The following is an 18,256-nucleotide window of genomic DNA, read 5'->3' on the forward strand; positions in this document are numbered from 1 at the left end:
ACCAGGGAGGAAGACGATCATGACCCCCCCGCACAACTACCTAGCAGTCATCAAGGTGGTGGGCATCGGCGGCGGCGGCGTCAACGCCGTCAACCGGATGATCGAACAGGGCCTGAAGGGCGTCGAGTTCATCGCGATCAACACCGACGCGCAGGCGCTGTTGATGAGCGATGCCGACGTCAAGCTCGATGTCGGCCGCGATTCCACCAGAGGTCTCGGCGCTGGCGCCGACCCAGAGGTCGGGCGCAAAGCGGCCGAGGATGCCAAGGACGACATCGAGGAACTGCTGCGCGGCGCCGACATGGTGTTCGTCACCGCAGGTGAAGGCGGCGGCACCGGCACGGGCGGTGCGCCCGTGGTGGCGACGATTGCCCGCAAGCTCGGTGCGCTGACCGTCGGCGTGGTGACGCGACCGTTCTCCTTTGAGGGCAAACGACGCAGCAACCAGGCCGAGACCGGCATCACCGCGCTGCGCGAGAGCTGCGACACGCTGATCGTGATCCCCAACGACCGGCTGCTGCAGATGGGTGATGCCGCGGTATCGCTCATGGATGCGTTCCGCAGCGCCGACGAGGTGTTGCTCAACGGCGTGCAGGGCATCACAGACCTGATCACCACTCCCGGCTTGATCAATGTCGACTTCGCCGATGTGAAGGGCGTGATGAGCGGTGCGGGCACCGCATTGATGGGCATCGGCTCCGCGCGCGGTGACGGTCGTGCGCTCAAGGCCGCCGAGATCGCGATCAACTCTCCACTGCTCGAAGCCTCGATGGAGGGCGCACAGGGTGTGCTGCTCTCCGTCGCCGGCGGCAGCGATCTCGGGTTGTTCGAGATCAACGAGGCGGCGTCACTGGTGCAGGACGCGGCCCATCCCGAAGCGAACATCATCTTCGGCACGGTCATCGATGACTCACTCGGCGACGAAGTCCGGGTCACGGTCATCGCGGCCGGCTTTGAGATGTCGATGCCCAGTCGCAAGCCGGTGGTCGGCCCAGGGCAAGCTCCGACGCAACCGATCGCCTCGGCCCGGGCGGGCAAGGTGACGACGTCGCTGTTCGAACCGAACGATGCGGTCACCGTCCCGGCACACACCAACGGTGCCACGGTCAGCATCGGTGGAGACGACGGTATCGCCGATGACGATGTCGATGTGCCACCGTTCATGCGGCACTGAGCCCGGCCCCGGGCAACGGACTCGGATACTGGGATTGTGAGTATTCGTGTGCGGCGCGTGACGACCACCCGCGCCGGTGGCGTCTCCAAGCCGCCGTTCGATTCGTTCAACCTCGGCGACCATGTCGGCGACGATCCCGCCGCGGTGGCCCAGAACCGCCGACGGCTGGCGGCTGCGACCGGTGCGGACGGCGTGATCTGGATGAATCAGGTGCACGGCGACCGGGTGGTGGCCGTGGACGCACCGCTGGCGCCAGGGGTCCCCGCTGTCGATAATGCCGACGCATTGGTGACGACCACCCGTGGTTTGGCTTTGGCGGTCGTGACCGCCGATTGTGTCCCGGTATTAATGGCCGACGCACATGCCGGGGTGGTCGCCGCGGCGCACGCCGGGCGCGTCGGGGCGCAGAAAGGCATCGTCGCCCGGACGCTGGAGGCGATGGTGGAGCACGGTGCGCGTGTCGAGGACATCTCGGTGCTCCTGGGTCCGGCGGTCAGCGGCCGCAACTACGAAGTGCCCGCGGCCATGGCTGCCGAGGTGGACGCGGCCCTGCCGGGCAGTCTCACCACCACCGGGCGCGGCACCCCCGGTTTGGACCTGCGGGCTGGAATTGCCCGGCAACTAACGGATTTGGGGGTCAAGGCAATCGACGTCGATCCGCGCTGCACGGTCGAGGACCGCGGTCTGTTCAGTCATCGTCGAGGTGCGCCGACCGGGCGCCTGGCGTCATTGGTGTGGATGGAATGAGTACCGGGACGTTTCCGCACGGCAGCGATCGGGCAGGCGAACTGACCGCCTCCTTCGGCCGGGCGCGGGCGCGCCTGGCGCGGGCCGCAGAAATGGCCGGGCGAAATGTCAATGAAATCGAATTACTTCCGGTAACGAAATTCTTTCCGGTCACCGATATTGTCATTTTGCACCGATTAGGATGCCTTGCATTTGGTGAATCCCGCGAACAGGAAGCGGCGAATAAAGTCGCGGCGGTGCGCGCTGAATTGCCGGATGCGCCGGTTCGCTGGCACATGGTGGGGCGCATCCAGCGGAACAAGGCCCGCGCGGTTGCCGGCTGGGCGTACGCCGCGCACTCGGTGGACAGCACCAGGCTGGTCTCCGCTCTGGACCGGGCGGCGCTCGCCGCACTGTCCGAAGGGGTCCGGTCCGAACCGCTGCGGGTCTACCTACAGATCAGTCTCGACGGTGACACCGAGCGCGGCGGGGTGGATGTCGGCCGGCCGGAACTTGTCGACGAGCTGTGCGCGGCAGCTCAAGGCGCGGAGGGGCTCGAGTTCATCGGTCTGATGGCGATCCCGCCGCTGAACTCTGAGGGCGATGAGGCCTTCGCGCGGCTGGAGGCGGAACTGGCCAGGGTGCAGCGCGACTATCCGCAGCGCCTCGGGCTGTCGGCAGGGATGTCGGACGATCTGGAAACCGCGGTCAAACACGGGTCGACCTGTGTGCGTGTCGGAACCGCGTTGATGGGGAAACGGCCGCTAACGTCTCCCGCAGTAGTCACTCCAGTCACATCTTCATCACAGACACCAGAATTTCCACCGTCCGCAGAGGGGTCGCCGAGATGAGCACACTGCACAAGGTCAAGGCCTACTTCGGCATGGCGCCGTTGGAGGACTACGACGACGAGTACTACGAGGACGATGAGCGCGGCGCCGTACGCGGCTACGCACGTCGGCCTCGTGAGGAACGCTTCGAGGACGAGGCTTACGGCTATGAAGGCCGTGAGTACGACGAGGGCCCGGCCTACCGGGCCGGGGGCTATGCCGGCGGCTTCGCGGACGAGCCGCGGCTGGAGCCCAGGCTGCGCGGTCCCCGTGAGTTCGACCGCGCCGCTCCGCGCCTCGGCGCGTTACGGGGTTCGACCCGCGGTGCGCTCGCGATGGACCCGCGCCGGATGGCTGAACTCTTCGAAGCGGGCAGCCCACTGGCGAAGATCACCACGCTGCGCCCCAAGGATTACAGCGAGGCCCGCACGATCGGTGAACGGTTCCGTGACGGCACCCCGGTCATCATGGACCTGGTCTCGATGGACAATGCCGACGCCAAGCGGCTGGTCGATTTCGCCGCAGGCCTGGCCTTCGCGCTGCGCGGATCGTTCGACAAGGTGGCGACGAAGGTCTTCCTGTTGTCGCCCGCCGATGTCGACGTGAGCGCAGAAGAGCGCAGGCGAATCGCCGAAGCCGGGTTCTACTCCTACCAGTAGTCCTGTTTTCTAGCTCACGCCTACCCGCCCGCCCCCCTCGCGGCCGGGTAGGCTGGCGGCGTCGCAATACCGGCGACCTGTATCGAATGTCACACATCTGCCTGTAGTGAGGTCGGCTCAGTTGTCGCTGTTCTTCCAGATTCTGGGTTTTGCGCTGTTCATCTTCTGGCTGCTGCTCATCGCGAGGGTGGTCGTCGAGTTCATCCGGTCGTTCAGTCGCGACTGGCACCCCAAGGGTGCGACGGTGGTGATCCTGGAACTCATCATGACCGTGACCGATCCGCCCGTGAAGCTGCTGCGGCGGATCATTCCGCAGCTCACGATAGGCGCGGTCCGTTTCGATCTGTCGATCATGGTGCTGCTGCTGGCAGCATTCATCGGTATGCAGCTGGCGTTCGGCGCAGCCGTCTAGAACTCGTTCGCGGGCTCGTCGAGACGGGGCCCAGAGCGTTTGCCCGACAGTGGAAAAGCCGGTAAGAACATTGAAATTCGTTCTTAAAATTTGCCCTCCACTGCAACCGCCGGGTCTGGTGTGACAGGATGGACGCCAGTTGCGTGCAAACAAGGCTTTACACTTTGAGATCGATTGACGGTCCAAGACTCCAAGGGGGCAGACAATGCCGCTCACACCGGCGGACGTGCACAACGTCGCGTTCAGCAAGCCGCCTATCGGCAAGCGCGGTTACAACGAGGATGAGGTCGACGCCTTTCTCGATCTGGTCGAGAATGAGCTGACTCGACTGATCGAGGAGAACGCCGATCTTCGGCAGCGTGTCGCCGAGCTCGACCAGGAGGTCTCCTCCGCACGGTCGAGCGGTGGCGGTGCCAAGTCGGCGCAGTCCATCCCGCTCTACGAGCCTGAGCCCGAGCCGGCTCCCGTGCAGCCGGTCTACGAGGCTCCGCCGGCACCGGCCGCACCTGCGGCGGCGCCGAACGAAGACACCGCGGTCCGCGCGGCCCGGGTCCTCAGCCTGGCCCAGGACACCGCCGACCGGCTCACCGGCACGGCCAAGGCCGAATCGGACAAATTGCTCGCCGACGCCCGCGCCCAGGCCGATGCGATGGTCAGCGATGCCCGCAAGACCGCCGAGACCACCGTGTCCGAGGCGCGTCAGCGTGCGGACGCCATGTTGGCAGACGCGCAGACCCGTTCCGAGACGCAGCTGCGTCAGGCGCAGGAGAAGGCCGACGCACTGCAGGCTGACGCCGAGCGCAAGCATTCGGAGATCATGGGGACGATCAACCAGCAGCGGACCGTGCTGGAAGGTCGGTTGGAGCAACTGCGCACGTTCGAACGTGAATACCGCACGCGCCTCAAGACCTACCTGGAATCCCAGCTCGAAGAGCTCGGTCAGCGCGGCTCGGCCGCCCCGGTCGACTCCAGCGCAAACAATGATGCAAGTGGTTTCGGTCAGTTCAATCGGGGCAACAACTGACGGTCGACGACCGTCTGCAGTAGTGCCGGACCGGAACCGGACCGCGTGTCGGTCCATCAGACCTAGGGTTGAACGATGCTGATCATTGCGCTTGTCCTTGCTGTCATCGGTCTGGCTGCGCTGGTGACCGCAGTGGTCACCAGTAATGAGCTGATTGCCTGGGTGTGCATCGGTGCGAGCGTTATCGGTGTGGTGCTGCTGATTATCGACGCATTGCGGGAACGGTCGCGGAGTGCGGCCGGATCGCAGGCGAACGGTGCAGTCCCGGATTCGGACGAGACCACCGAAGTCGAGGAATCCGAGGCGGTCGACTATCCCGAGGAAGCACCGGCGGTCGACGAGATCGAGCCCTACGACGCCGAGTCCGATGGCGGGTCCCACCCTGAAGAACAGGGCACCGAGGAATCCAGCGCCGTGTCCGACGAAACTTCCGACGAAAAAGCCGACGAGCCGAAGAACTAATCGGTTGTCGGTGTCGCCAGCAGGCGGCGCACCTCGTCGTCACTGACCTGGTGGAAGTCGGCGTACGCCTGACCGACCGCCTCGAAGTCCCGTGGCTTGCGGGTACACACCACCTCATCGGCCTCCCGGGCCAGCTGCACGCACACTGATTCGGGCCCCACCGGCACCGCCACCACCAACCGCGCCGCAGTTCGCACAGCGCGGACCGCCGCGAGCATGCTGGCACCGGTTGCCACTCCGTCGTCGACGAGTATCACCGTTTTGCCGGCAAACTCAGGACCGGGACGCTCGCCGCGATACGCCCGCTCGCGCCGGTTCAATTCCTGGGTCTCGCGTTCGATGGCGGCGTCCACATCGCGCTCGCTGATATCGAGCCTGCGCACCAGGTCTTCATTGATCAGCACACCCCCGCCGGTGGCGAGTGCGCCCATGGCCAATTCCTGCCATTGCGGCACGCCCAGTTTTCGCACCAGAAACACATCCAGCGGGGCGCGCAGGAATGCCGCGACTTCCCATGCGACCGGGACTCCGCCGCGGGCCAGACCCAACACCAGTAACTCCGGTTCATCGCGATGAGACACCAAATCCCCGGCCAGGACCCGGCCCGCCTCACGGCGATCCTGGAAGACGTGTCCGGCTTCTCGCTGGGCCAGACTGCTCCATCTGCTCATTGCTGGCTCCGCGGCAGGCTTGAACACACCTACCGACTGCACCAGCCTACGTCGGCAGCTCGGCGCGAGCCACCCTCGAGACGAACCCGGCGACCAGCGAGCGCACACGCAAGGCCGCATCATCAGCCAGTTCTTTTGTCCGCAAACGTAATTCATCATGGGTTCGGCCGGTTCCGACGACTTCGCCGTCGCGATCGTCGGCCAGCCACGCTTCCAGCAGGTCCGGATCCAGTTCGGGGTGGAACTGCAGGGCCAATGCCCGTCCCAGTACGAACGCCTGCGACGAATTCGCGGTTCTGGCGATCTCTGTGGCGCCCGGCGGCACCGTCCACCGGTCGAAATGCCACTGGAACCACGGGCCGGTGGATACCAGGTCAGGGTCGTCGGTGGCGATGTCGTACCAGCCGATTTCCGGGGTGGCAGACCTGGTGACCGAGCCGCCGAAGGCCTGGGCCAGGAGTTGCCCGCCGAAGCACACCCCGAGCAGTCCCACGCCGGCGTCTGCTGCCGTCCGCATCATGGTCATCTCCGCGCCGACCCAGCTGCTGCGCAACGCGTCGTCGTACACCGGCCAGCGGGCGCCGAGCGGCACGATGACGTCGTAACCCGTGGGGTCCGGGAACTTCACGTCGCCGGCAGGGGTGCTGACGCGATCGGCCGGGACCACCTCGAATGTGTCTATGTCAAAACCACATTCGCTGAATGCCTCGCCCAGCAGTGCTTCGGTCGCCATATGTTCGTTGCGGACGAACAGTACCTTCGATGCCACCTCGGCATTATCTCAGGACGGGCGCATCGCCGTCCAACAACAGCTAGGTTGCGCGGTAGCGGCGTTCGGGCCGGCCGGTGCCGTACTGCAGACGCAACTCGAGCGCACCGGTGCTCAGGAAGTGTTCGAGGTAGCGACGCGCGCTCACCCGTGAAATACCCACCAGTTCAGCGCATTCAGCGGCCGAGACCTCGCCGGTGCGGCGGACGGCGTCCATGACGAGGCTGCCGGTCTCCGGGCCGAGCCCCTTGGGCAGTGCCGTCCTACCCGTTGAGGTGCCGCCGAACAGGGCGTCGATCATCGATTGGTCCGCCCCGCCGTCGGCGGCCAACGCATCGGCCCTGGCGGCGAAGGCCGCCAGTTTCACGCGCAGCTGGTCGAAGTCGAAGGGTTTGATCAGATAGTCGGCGGCGCCGCCGTCCAACGCACCCCGCACGGTGTCGAGTTCGCGGGCCGCGGTGATCATGATGACCCCGACAAGGTAGCCCGCCGCACGCAGTCGCTGCAGCACCTCCAGGCCGGTCATGTCGGGCAGGTAGACGTCGAGCAGTACCAGGTCGGGTTGCAGCTCGAGCGCTGCGGTGAGTGCCTCGGAGCCGTTGTGTGCGACGGCGACCACGCGGAATCCGTCGACCCGGTCGACGAACCGGCGATGGATATCGGCGACCATGAAGTCGTCGTCGACGACGAGTACGTCACGCATGGGCGCCTTGTACCGCCAATGCGGTCGCGGGCAGCCGCACCACGAACCGCGCGCCACCGTCGGACCCGTCGGTCACCTCGACGGAGCCACCGTGCTGCGCGGTGACCAGCCGTACCAGGGCGAGTCCGATGCCGCGTCCGCCTGGCACCTGCGGCTTCGACGTCACTCCGCGGGAGAAGATGGTGTCCCGAAGGTGTCCGGGTACCCCTGGACCCGAGTCCGACACCACAATGAGCAACCCCGACGAATCGTCCACGCGAACACTCACCTGCGCGGGTACGGAGCCGACCGATACGTCGACCGCGTTGTCGATCAGGTTGCCCAGCAACGTGATCGCATCGGTGGCCAGTGCCGGGCGCAGCGCCCCGAGGTGACTGTCGTCGGTCACAGCCAACCGGACACCGCTTTCCGCAGCCAATGAGGTCTTGGCAATCAGCAGAGCCGCGACTGCCGGGTCGGAAATACGTTGTGTGACAGCCTCATTGATTTCCTCGCGGCGGCGGGTCAGAGTTCCGACCAGATCTCGCACCGCGTCGAACTCGCCCAACTGGGCCAGGCCGGAAATCGTGTGCAGCTGGTTGGCGAACTCATGTGTCTGTGCGCGCAAGGTGTCGGTGACGCTGCGGTGCGACGACAATTGGGCCTGTAGCGCCGCGAGTTCGGTGCTGTCGCGCATGGTGGTCACGGTACCGATGCGTTGTCCCTGGCTGGTAGCCGCGCGCCGGTTGAGCGCCAGCACCCGGGTGCCCGTCACGATCACCACGTCGTCCTCGTCGGGGCGGCCCTGCTGGCCGGACAGCAGGAACTCGACGACCGCAGGCTCCAAACCGATCTCGTCGACCCGGCGGCCCACCGCGTCGGCGCTGACGCCGAGCAGGTCGCATGCGCTGTCGTTGAGCACGGTGATGGCACCGTCGGTGCTCACCGCCGCGACACCTTCACGAATGCTGTGCAGCAACGCTTCCCGGTGATCGGCCAGGCTCGCGATCTCGGCGATCTCCAACCCACGGGTGTGCCGGTTGATCCGGCGGGACAGCAGCCAGGACACGAGCAGCCCCAGCGCCGCACCGAGCCCGAGGTAGATCAGCAGTCGTTCGCCCGCGCCGCCGAGCACCTGCCATACCGACGGATACTGCTCGCTGATCGATACGATCGCCAGCACATCGCCGTTGGTCGCCAGTATCGGTACCTGTCCGATGATGCTGTGGACGCCCTCGACGTCGCCGTCGCCGAACCACGCCCGGCCCTCATCTGCCCGGCTGACGCCGAGATCAACCCGTTGACCGACCCGATCGGGGTCCGAGGACGCCCGTACCGTGCCCTCGGGGTCCACGATCTCGGCCAGCCCGGCGCCCGACAGTGCCACCGCGCGGTCCACTTCAGGGGCGAGCACCTTGGCGGCGACCGGGTCGCTGTACCGCTCCCGCACGACCGGCGTCGAGGCCACATTCTCGGCGACCGCGATCATGCGCTGCCCGTGGACGTCGCGGAATTCCCGGGTGGATTGCGCGACGGACACCGCAGCGACCGCGACCAGCACCACCGCCACCACCAGTAACTGGAAAACCAGGAACTGGCCGGCCAGGCTCCGGCTCCGGAGTAGGCGGGAGACCGCGGATGGTGAACTCAATGACCACTACTTCCTTTGCGTACTCATCAGTGACGTGGGTCACTTCGTGGTTCAGTATTGCTGAGCACCACAAATCCGATGGGGGACTGCTGTGACGTTCAGACGATTGTGCGCCGGGGTGATGGCCGTCCTGGTCGCGGCGACGCTGGTGACTGCCTGCGGCGTGACGCGTGACGATGGCGGAACGGGCCTGCACCGGCTGCGCATGATGGTGCCCAACAGCCCCGGCGGTGGCTATGACCTCACTGCGCGCACCGCGGTGAAGATCATGGAGAGCACCGACATCACCGGTCGCGTCGAGGTGTTCAACGTGATCGGCGCCGGCGGCACCGTGGCGATGGCCAGGCTGATGAACGAACGCGGCAACGGCGACCTCATGATGACGATGGGGCTCGGCGTCGTCGGCGCGACCTACACCAACGGGTCGAAGATCAAGGCCTCCGATGCGACGGCACTGGCGAAGTTGATCGAGGACCCGGGTGCGGTCTTCGTGCCTGCCGATTCGCCGTTCAAGACGATCCACGACTTCGTCACCGCATGGAAGGCCGACCCGAGCAAGGTGACGATCGGTGGCGGCTCGTCACCCGGCGGGCCCGACCACCTGTTTCCGATGGAGCTGGCCAAGGCCGTCGGTGTCGATCCCAAGATGGTCAACTTCGTCACCTATGACGGCGGCGGCGATCTGCTGACCGCACTGCTGGGCAAGAAGATCACCGCAGGCACCTCGAGTCCGGGCGAACTCATCGACCAGATCGAGGCCGGCCAACTCCGCGTGCTCGCGGTATCGAGCGACGAACGGGTCGAGGGCGTGGATGCGCCCACCCTGAAGGAATCCGGAATCGACCTGACATTCGCCAACTGGCGCGGAGTCCTTGCGCCACCGGGCATTTCCGATGGCTCGAAGCAGGCGATGGTGAAAGCGCTCGAGGAGTTGCACGACACGCAGCAATGGAAGGAGGCACTGGTGAAAAACGGCTGGACCGACGCGTTCGTCACCGGGCCGGAGTTCGAACAGTTCCTGAAGGACCAGGACAACCGCGTGTCGTCGACACTGACCGAGCTGGGGCTGCTGTGACCACAACCGAAGAGCCGCAAGACGAAGCGCCGGCCAGAACGGTCGACAAGGCCCAGTACATCGTGTGTGCGGTGCTGGTCGCGGTCGGTGCGTTCCTTGTCTACGACGCACTCACGCTCGAAGCCGGTTTCGCGAAAGTGGATCCGGTCGGGCCGAGGTTTTTCCCGATGGCCATCGGCATCATCCTCATCGTGCTGGCCGTCGTTCTGGCGATCGCGATCCCACGCGGGTCGGTCGGGGAAGCCGATGCGGGTGAGGACATCGACCCCAACCTGCCCAGTGACTGGCGCACGGTCGGGATGCTCGTCGGCCTGTTCGTGGCGGTGATCGTGCTCGTCGAACCGCTCGGCTGGGCGATCACCGGTGCGCTGCTGTTCGCGGGCGCGGCAACGATCCTGGGGAACCGGCACTACATCCGCAACATCGTCATCGGCGCGGTGCTGTCGGTGGCCAGCTTCTACGCCTTCTACTCCGGGCTCGGAATTCCGCTGCCCGCAGGCATCTTGGACGGGATTCTGTAAATGGAGAACTTCGACTGGCTCATGCAGGGGTTCGCCGAGGCGGCCACGCCGATGAACCTGCTGTACGCGGTGATCGGGGTGCTGCTGGGGACCGCCGTGGGTGTGCTGCCGGGTATCGGCCCGGCGATGACGGTGGCGTTGCTGCTTCCGATTACCTACAACGTCAGCCCCAGCGCGGCGTTCATCATGTTCGCCGGCATCTTCTACGGGGGTATGTACGGCGGATCGACCACCTCGATCCTGCTCAACACCCCGGGCGAGTCGTCATCGGTCATCACCGCGATCGAGGGCAACAAGATGGCCAAGGCCGGCCGTGCCGCCCAGGCCCTGGCTACCGCGGCGATCGGCTCATTCGTCGCCGGTGCGATCGGCACCGCACTGCTGGCCGCATTCGCGCCGCCCATCTCGCGTTTCGCGGTGACACTGGGCGCCCCGTCGTACCTCGCGATCATGGTGTTCGCGCTCGTCGCGGTCACCGCGGTCCTCGGCGCGTCCAAGCTGCGCGGCGCGATCTCGCTGTTCCTGGGCCTGGCGATCGGCGTGGTCGGTATCGACTTCCTCACCGGTCAGCCTCGTGCGACGTTCGGGCTGCCGCAGCTTTCTGACGGTATCGACATCGTGGTGGTCGCGGTGGCGATCTTCGCGCTCGGCGAGGCCCTGTGGGTGGCCGCGCACCTGCGGCGCCAGCCGACGCAGGTGATTCCGGTGGGCCGGCCGTGGATGGGCCGCTCCGACTGGCGCCGGTCGTGGAAGCCGTGGCTGCGTGGCACCGCCTACGGGTTCCCGTTCGGTGCCCTGCCCGCAGGCGGCGCCGAGCTGCCGACGTTCCTGTCCTACATCACCGAGAAGAAGCTGTCGAAACATCCGGAAGAGTTCGGCAAGGGCGCCATCGAAGGTGTCGCAGGTCCCGAGGCGGCCAACAACGCTTCTGCCGCAGGCACACTCGTGCCGATGTTGTCACTGGGCCTGCCGACCAATGCCACCGCCGCGGTGATGCTGACGGCCTTCGTGTCCTACGGCATCCAGCCCGGCCCCACGCTCTTCGACAAAGAACCGCTGCTGATCTGGACGCTGATCGCCAGCCTGTTCATCGGGAACCTGCTGCTGCTGGTGATCAACCTGCCGTTGGCCCCGCTGTGGGCCAAGCTGCTGCGCACACCCCGGCCGTACCTGTACGCGGGCATCCTGTTCTTCGCCACTCTCGGCGCCTTGGCGGTCAACGTGCAGGCGCTCGATCTGGTGTTGCTCCTCGTGCTGGGCCTGCTCGGATTGTTGATGCGCCGCTTCGGGCTACCGGTGCTGCCACTGATCATCGGGGTGATCCTCGGCCCGCGCATCGAGCGGCAGTTGCGGCAGAGCCTGCAACTCGGCGGCGGTGACTGGAGCAGCCTGTTCACCGAGCCGGTCGCCATCGTCGTGTACATCCTGATGGCGTTGCTGCTGCTGATGCCGTTGGTGCTCAAGCTGATGCACCGCAGCGAGGAGACGCTGCTCATCGTGGAGGATGACACCGACCAGAAAGCGAAGGCAGCGAAATGATCGTCGTCGGCTACACCGCGGACCGGTTCGGTCACGTCGCACTGCAGCAGGCGATCGCCGAGGCGAAGCTGCGTCAGACCGGCCTGCTGGTGATCAACTCCACGAAGGGTGACGCGCTCGCCGATCCGGCGTTCGCCCAGTCCGGCGCGCTGCATGACGTCGAAGATCAGCTGAAGACCTCGGGCGTCGCCTACGAGCTCACCCAACCGGTGGGGGTCGACGCGGTCGAGGAACTGCTCGACGCCATGGACCGCGCCGATGCCGAGCTGCTGGTGATCGGCATCCGGCACCGCAGCCCCGTCGGCAAGCTGCTGCTCGGCAGTGCCTCGCAGCGGCTGCTGCTGGAATGCCCCAAACCGGTACTGGCGGTCAAGCCACCGCTCTGACCAGTCGAAACACTGCTCACGCGCTGACCTGTCCCGCGGTGAGCACCAATTTTCCTGCCGCTAACCTCGCCGGAAACCTTCCGGAACACCGCCCACCGACCATGAGGCCATGGCAGATGGCGGGGTTCCCGGCGCGACCCGCAGCACGCGCACGGCGTGCTCGTACTGCGGGGTGGGTTGCGGCATCGAGGTGAGCACCAGAGTCGACGACGGTCGCACGGTGATCGCCCGGGTCTCCGGAGACAAGCTGCACCCCGCCAACCTCGGGCGGCTGTGCACCAAGGGCGCGATGCATGCCGAGATGATGGCCGCCGACGGCGATCGGCTGAAGTCGGCATTGCTGCGGCCGACCCGTGACGAAGAACTGCTGCCCACACCGGTCGACGACGCTCTCGCCGAGGCGGGTCGGCGGCTGCGTGCCGTCATCGACGAGCACGGCCCGGATTCGGTCGCGCTCTACGTGTCCGGCCAGCTGTCGCTGGAAGCGCAGTACCTGGCCACCAAGCTCGCCAAGGGTTTCCTGCGGACCGTGCACCTCGAGTCGAACTCGCGGCTGTGTATGGCGAGCGCGGGCACCGGGTTCAAGCAGTCACTCGGTGCCGACGGGCCGCCGGGCTCCTACGCCGACTTCGACTGCACCGACCTGTTCTTCGTCATCGGTTCGAACATGGTCGACTGTCACCCGGTGCTGGCGCTGCGGATGGCCGACCGCCTCAAGGCCGGGGCCAAGCTGATCGTCGTCGATCCACGGCGCACCGCGACCGCCGAACAGGCCGACCTGTTCCTGCAGATCAAACCCGGGACCGACCTGGCACTGTTGAACGGCCTGCTGCACCTTCTGGTCGAAAACGGTGACATCGACCGGCAATTCATTGCCGAGCACACCACCGGGTGGGACGTCATGCCGGAATTCCTGGCCGACTACCCGCCCGCCCGGGTCGCCGCGATCACCGGATTGTCCGAGGCGGACATCCACACTGCCGCGGCGATGATCGCCCGGGCGCCGGACTGGATGAGCTGCTGGACCATGGGGCTCAACCAGAGCACCCACGGCACCTGGAACACCAACGCGATCTGCAATCTGCACCTGGCTACCGGCGCGATCTGCCGGCCGGGTAGTTCTCCGATGTCGCTGACGGGGCAGCCCAACGCCATGGGCGGCCGCGAAATGGGGTACATGGGACCGGGATTGCCCGGGCAACGCGCGGTGCTCTCGGCAGCCGACCGTGCCTTCGTCGAAACGCAATGGGGCCTGGAGCCGGGCGCCATCCGCGCCCAGGTGGGCCCCGGCACCGTGGGAATGTTCGAGCAGATGGCCGAGGGTGAGATCAAGGCGTGCTGGATCATCTGCACGAATCCCGTTGCCAGCATGGCGAACCGGAAGACCGTGATCAACGGGCTGGAATCGGCCGAACTCGTCATCGTCCAGGATGCCTACCGGACCACGGCCACCAGTCACTACGCCGACATCGTGTTGCCCGCGGCGTTGTGGGCCGAATCCGACGGTGTCATGGTCAATTCCGAGCGGAACCTGACGCTGCTGTCGGCGTCAGTCCCACCTGCCGGGCAGGCCCGGCCCGACTGGCAGCTCATCTGCGAGGTCGCTGCGCACCTCGGCTTCGCCGAACAGTTCAGCTACGACTCGGCCGAGCAGGTCTTCGATGAGATCCGCCGGTTCGCCAACCCGGCGACGGGCTACGACCTGCGCGGTGCGAGCTATGCGCGGTTGCGTCAGACTCCGTTGCAGTGGCCGTGCCCGCCGGTCGGGGGACCGGGTGGCGCGGCCGACCGGCATCCCATCCGCTACCTCAACGACGGCGTCAGCCAGGATTTGTTCGTCGACGAACAGGGGCATCGACCCCGGCTGGCGTTCCCCACGCCGTCGCGGCGCGCGGTGTTTCTCGCCCGGCCGCATATGGACCCGGCCGAGCTGCCCGACGATGACTACCCGCTGGTGCTAAACACCGGTCGGCTCCAGCACCAGTGGCACACCATGACCAAAACCGGAAAGGTCGACAGGCTCAACAAGCTCAATCCGGCGCCATTCGTCGAGATCCATCCGGTGGATGCACTGGAGTTGGACATCGTCGCGGGCCAGCCCGTCGAGCTGGCCTCGCGACGCGGCCGTGCGGTGCTGCCCGCGGTGATCAGCGACCGGGTCCGGCCCGGCAATTGCTTTGCGCCGTTTCACTGGAACGACGAGCACGGTGAATACCTCACCGTCAACGCGGTGACCAACGATGCCGTGGACCCTGATTCGTTGCAGCCCGAATTCAAGGCGTGCGCGGTGAGCCTGCGCCCGGCGCGCTCGGTCGACGCGGCGGCGTCGGTTCACCCGGTTGCCGCGGCGCTCGGCGTGGACACCACGGCCAGACCCACGCTGTCCGGCGACGAGAAAATGTACCTGGCCGGGTTTTTCACGGGATTACCCGATGCCGGGCCCGGCGTTCCTGTGCTGCCCAGCACGGCTCCGGTCAGTTCGCCGGTGCGGCTGTGGGTGGACGGAATGCTGGCCGGCCGGTACTCGCGCGCGACGGTCCGCGAGCCCTCGACCGGTCCACTGGTGCTGTGGGCGTCGCAGACGGGCACCGCCGAGGAGTTCGCCACGAGCCTGGCGGGGCGCCTTGATGGCGCCAGCCTGGCCGGCATGGACGATGTGACATTGACCGAACTGGCCGCCGCCCGTGACGTGTTGGTGGTGACCAGTACCTTCGGCGATGGCGGTCCACCGGACAACGGTGTCGATTTCTGGAATCGGCTGGATGCCCCGGACGCACCGCAGCTGCACGGAATCCGTTATGCGGTCCTCGGTATCGGGGACCGCGCCTACGACGATTTCTGCGGCCACGCCAAGTCGTTGGACCGCCGGTTCGCCGATCTGGGTGCCACCAAGATGCTGGAACGCACCGAGTGCGAGGCCTACGACGACGAGCCGATGCAGCGCTGGGCCGACGCCGTCACCGAGCTGCTGACCGGCCGGGCGGCCGAGCCCCGCGTGCGGGGTGGCGTGGCACGGGTCGAACCCGACGAGTTCACCAGGGCCAAACCCATTCTGGTGACCCTGAGCCGCAATCAGCTGCTCACCTCGGCGGCATCGACGAAAGAGGTGCGCCAGTTCGGTTTCGACATCTCGGAATACGACGTCAGCTATTCGGCCGGTGACTCACTGGGCGTGTACGCCACCAATGATCCTGCGGTGGTGGAGGCGTGGCTGACCGCGACCGCGTCGAGCGGTGACAGCGTCGTCGAGGTCGACGGGGTGGAACAGTCCCTTCGCGATGCGCTCATCTCGTCCTATGACATCTGCCGGATCACCCCGAACCTGTTGCGGTTCGTCGCCGATTTCTGCGGCGACCGGGCGGCCGCCAAGATGCTGCGCGGATCCGGTGAGCGGCTCGACAACTGGCTGCGCAACCGCAACGGTCTGGACCTGGTGACCCAGTTCGCGGTCCGCGCCGAACCCGAGCAGTGGCAGGAAGTCCTGGTCCGGCTGACACCGCGCAGCTACTCGATCTCCTCCAGCCCGCTGGTGAGCCCGCACGAGGTGCAGCTGACGGCCTCGGTGATCCGGTACCGCGGCGCCGACGGCAGCCCGAGGGCTGGAGTGTGCTCGACGTTTCTGGCCGACCGGGCGGCCGCGGCCCCGGTGTTCCTGCAGCGGTCACCGCATTTCCGTCCGCCCGAGGACGCCGCCACGCCGATGATCATGGTCGGCCCGGGCACCGGGATCGCCCCGTTCCGGGGTTTCCTGCAGGAGCGCCGGGCGCTGGGCCACCGTGGGCGCAACTGGCTGTTCTTCGGCGATCAACACCGCCGCGAGAACTTCTACTACCGCGACGATCTGGAGAACATGGTCGCCGACGGCTTTCTCAACCGGTTGGACCTGGCGTTCTCCCGTGATCAGGCCAAGCGGGTGTACGTGCAACACAAGATGCTCGAGCACGGGGCGCAGGTGTGGCGCTGGCTCGACGCCGGGGCGCATTTCTACGTGTGCGGCGATGCCGGCCGGATGGCCAAGGACGTCGACGCCGCATTGCACACGATCATCCGCAAGCACGGTGGCAGGTCAGAGGAACAGGCCCGCGACTACAAACGTGAACTGGTCGCCGACAAGCGCTACGTGCGCGATGTGTATTGAACTCTTGATGATGCTGGGGTGTCCGAGGGGGGACTTGAACCCCCACGCCCGTTAATAGGGCACTAGCACCTCAAGCTAGCGCGTCTGCCATTCCGCCACTCGGACCTGCCAACCACGCGGGTTGGGCGCCTAAGGTTATCGGATCGGGTGGCCGGTCCCCAAACCGCCCGTCCCGTTGCAGTGGTACGAATGGTGACTGTGACTGTCCCCGTGGCGAGCGCTGATGAAGTAGTCGATCTCGTCAGCGCGCTGATCAGGTTCGACACCTCCAACACCGGTGACCCGGCGACCACCAAGGGGGAGGCAGAATGCGCCCACTGGGTGGCCGGGAAACTCGCCGAGGTGGGCTACGAGACCGAGTATGTCGAGGCCGGTGCGCCGGGCCGCGGCAACGTATTCGCCCGGTTGCCCGGCGCCGACCCGTCCCGCGGGGCGCTGATGATTCACGGCCACCTCGATGTGGTGCCCGCCGAGCCTGCCGACTGGAGCGTGCACCCGTTCTCCGGGGCGGTCAAGGACGGCTACGTCTGGGGCCGTGGTGCGGTCGACATGAAGGACATGGTCGGCATGGCCATCGCGGTAGCCCGGCATTTCAAGCGGGCAGGCATCGTCCCGCCGCGCGAGTTGGTGTTCGCGTTCGTCTCAGATGAGGAACACGGCGGCACCTACGGCGCCGACTGGCTGGTCGACCACCGTCCCGATCTGTTCGATCGCGTCACCGAGGCGATCGGTGAGGTCGGCGGGTTCTCCCTGACGGTGCCGCGCCGAGATGGTGGCGAGCGTCGGCTGTACCTGATCGAAACGGCGGAGAAGGGTCTGTCGTGGATGCGGTTGTCGGCGCGCGGCCGGGCCGGGCACGGCTCGATGGTGCACGACGACAACGCAGTGACCGCGATTGCCGGTGCGGTGGACCGGCTGGGCCGACACCAGTTTCCGCTGGTGCTCAACGACGCGGTGGAACAGTTCCTGGCCGCCGTGTCGGAGGAGACGGGATACTCCTTCGATGTGAACTCCCCGGATCTGGACACAACCATCGAGAAGCTCGGCGGCGTGGCCAAGATCGTTTCGGCGACGCTGCGCGACACGGCGAATCCGACCATGCTCAAAGCCGGGTACAAGGCCAATGTCATTCCGGCGACGGCCGAGGCCATGATCGACTGCCGGGTGCTGCCGGGCCGTAAGGAGGCCTTCGAGCGGGAGATCGACGCGCTCATCGGCCCGGACGTCACCCGCACCTGGGAACGTGATCTGCCGTCCTATGAGACGACCTTCGACGGTGACCTCGTCGACGCGATGAACGCGGCCCTGCTGGCGCTGGATCCCGACGCCCGCACGGTGCCTTACATGCTCTCCGGTGGAACCGACGCGAAATCGTTCCAGCGGTTGGGTATTCGCTGCTTCGGGTTCGCGCCGCTGCGTCTTCCGCCCGAGCTCGATTTCGCGGCACTGTTCCACGGTGTCGACGAACGGGTGCCCGTGGATGCACTGCAGTTCGGCGTGAACGTTCTGGAACACTTTCTCAAGCACTGCTGACCGA

General features: G+C 66.4%; 17 protein-coding genes and 1 tRNA gene. 13 read left to right on the top strand and 5 right to left on the bottom strand.

Annotation, left to right across the window (positions count from 1 at the left end):
* The first annotated feature begins 19 nt into the window (after positions 1-19).
* From ftsZ to M1247_RS24875, 7 genes are all read left to right on the top strand, one after another.
* Complete coding sequence (gene ftsZ / locus M1247_RS24845) at positions 20-1,174, top strand: cell division protein FtsZ (RefSeq protein WP_317159056.1); 1,155 nt, start codon at positions 20-22, stop codon at positions 1,172-1,174.
* A gap of 36 nt (positions 1,175-1,210) precedes the next feature.
* The gene (gene pgeF / locus M1247_RS24850) at positions 1,211-1,921 is read left to right on the top strand and encodes a peptidoglycan editing factor PgeF (RefSeq protein WP_317159057.1); all 711 of its coding nucleotides are present in this window, start codon (positions 1,211-1,213) and stop codon (positions 1,919-1,921) included.
* Positions 1,918-2,751 carry a YggS family pyridoxal phosphate-dependent enzyme gene (locus M1247_RS24855; RefSeq protein WP_317159058.1) on the top strand — a complete coding sequence of 278 codons (834 nt, stop codon included), beginning with the start codon at positions 1,918-1,920 and terminating at the stop codon, positions 2,749-2,751. The genes pgeF and M1247_RS24855 overlap by 4 nt, the downstream gene beginning before the upstream one ends.
* Positions 2,748-3,389 carry a cell division protein SepF gene (locus M1247_RS24860; RefSeq protein ID WP_317159059.1) on the top strand — a complete coding sequence of 214 codons (642 nt, stop codon included), beginning with the start codon at positions 2,748-2,750 and terminating at the stop codon, positions 3,387-3,389. The genes M1247_RS24855 and M1247_RS24860 overlap by 4 nt, the downstream gene beginning before the upstream one ends.
* Before the next feature lie 121 nt (positions 3,390-3,510).
* Positions 3,511-3,801 carry a YggT family protein gene (locus tag M1247_RS24865; RefSeq protein ID WP_317159127.1) on the top strand — a complete coding sequence of 97 codons (291 nt, stop codon included), beginning with the start codon at positions 3,511-3,513 and terminating at the stop codon, positions 3,799-3,801.
* 205 nt (positions 3,802-4,006) lie between these two features.
* Entirely contained in the window at positions 4,007-4,825 is an 819-nt protein-coding gene (wag31, locus tag M1247_RS24870) for a DivIVA-like cell division protein Wag31 (RefSeq protein ID WP_317159060.1), read from the top strand.
* A gap of 75 nt (positions 4,826-4,900) precedes the next feature.
* Positions 4,901-5,287, top strand: a complete 387-nt coding sequence (locus tag M1247_RS24875) for a hypothetical protein (protein ID WP_317159061.1) — start codon at positions 4,901-4,903, stop codon at positions 5,285-5,287.
* Here M1247_RS24875 and M1247_RS24880 read toward each other — a convergent pair.
* Genes M1247_RS24880 through M1247_RS24895 form a run of 4 tightly spaced genes read right to left on the bottom strand, consistent with a single transcriptional unit; the run spans position 5,284 to position 9,060 of the window.
* Positions 5,284-5,958 carry a phosphoribosyltransferase gene (locus M1247_RS24880; RefSeq protein WP_317159062.1) on the bottom strand — a complete coding sequence of 225 codons (675 nt, stop codon included), beginning with the start codon at positions 5,956-5,958 and terminating at the stop codon, positions 5,284-5,286. The two genes, M1247_RS24875 and M1247_RS24880, sit on opposite strands and share 4 nt — an antisense overlap.
* Before the next feature lie 46 nt (positions 5,959-6,004).
* Entirely contained in the window at positions 6,005-6,727 is a 723-nt protein-coding gene (locus M1247_RS24885; RefSeq protein WP_317159063.1) for a type 1 glutamine amidotransferase, read from the bottom strand.
* Between the two features lie 43 nt (positions 6,728-6,770).
* On the bottom strand, positions 6,771-7,430 hold the full coding sequence (locus tag M1247_RS24890; protein WP_317159064.1) for a response regulator: 660 nt from the start codon (positions 7,428-7,430) through the stop codon (positions 6,771-6,773).
* Complete coding sequence (locus M1247_RS24895; protein ID WP_317159065.1) at positions 7,423-9,060, bottom strand: sensor histidine kinase; 1,638 nt, start codon at positions 9,058-9,060, stop codon at positions 7,423-7,425. Before M1247_RS24895 ends, M1247_RS24890 begins: the two co-directional genes overlap by 8 nt.
* Before the next feature lie 121 nt (positions 9,061-9,181).
* Between M1247_RS24895 and M1247_RS24900 the strand changes: the two genes are divergently transcribed.
* The 5 genes from M1247_RS24900 (at position 9,182) to M1247_RS24920 (ending at position 16,719) form a co-directional block, all read left to right on the top strand.
* The gene (locus tag M1247_RS24900; protein ID WP_317159128.1) at positions 9,182-10,135 is read left to right on the top strand and encodes a Bug family tripartite tricarboxylate transporter substrate binding protein; all 954 of its coding nucleotides are present in this window, start codon (positions 9,182-9,184) and stop codon (positions 10,133-10,135) included.
* Positions 10,132-10,656 (top strand): tripartite tricarboxylate transporter TctB family protein, encoded by a 525-nt coding sequence (locus M1247_RS24905; RefSeq protein ID WP_317159066.1) that lies wholly within the window; start codon positions 10,132-10,134, stop codon positions 10,654-10,656. The genes M1247_RS24900 and M1247_RS24905 overlap by 4 nt, the downstream gene beginning before the upstream one ends.
* Positions 10,657-12,195: a tripartite tricarboxylate transporter permease gene (locus M1247_RS24910; protein WP_317159067.1), complete on the top strand. Its 1,539-nt coding sequence runs from the start codon at positions 10,657-10,659 to the stop codon at positions 12,193-12,195.
* Entirely contained in the window at positions 12,192-12,581 is a 390-nt protein-coding gene (locus tag M1247_RS24915; protein ID WP_317159068.1) for a universal stress protein, read from the top strand. The genes M1247_RS24910 and M1247_RS24915 overlap by 4 nt, the downstream gene beginning before the upstream one ends.
* Positions 12,582-12,690: 109 nt before the next feature.
* Complete coding sequence (locus M1247_RS24920) at positions 12,691-16,719, top strand: bifunctional nitrate reductase/sulfite reductase flavoprotein subunit alpha (RefSeq protein WP_317159069.1); 4,029 nt, start codon at positions 12,691-12,693, stop codon at positions 16,717-16,719.
* 19 nt (positions 16,720-16,738) lie between these two features.
* Here the strand turns inward: M1247_RS24920 and M1247_RS24925 are convergent.
* A tRNA-Leu gene (locus M1247_RS24925) sits at positions 16,739-16,824 on the bottom strand.
* Between the two features lie 84 nt (positions 16,825-16,908).
* Between M1247_RS24925 and M1247_RS24930 the strand changes: the two genes are divergently transcribed.
* The gene (locus M1247_RS24930; RefSeq protein WP_317159070.1) at positions 16,909-18,252 is read left to right on the top strand and encodes a M20/M25/M40 family metallo-hydrolase; all 1,344 of its coding nucleotides are present in this window, start codon (positions 16,909-16,911) and stop codon (positions 18,250-18,252) included.
* The last annotated feature ends 4 nt before the right edge of the window (positions 18,253-18,256 follow it).

The organism is Mycobacterium appelbergii (assembly GCF_032883035.1).
Taxonomy (GTDB): domain Bacteria; phylum Actinomycetota; class Actinomycetes; order Mycobacteriales; family Mycobacteriaceae; genus Mycobacterium; species Mycobacterium appelbergii.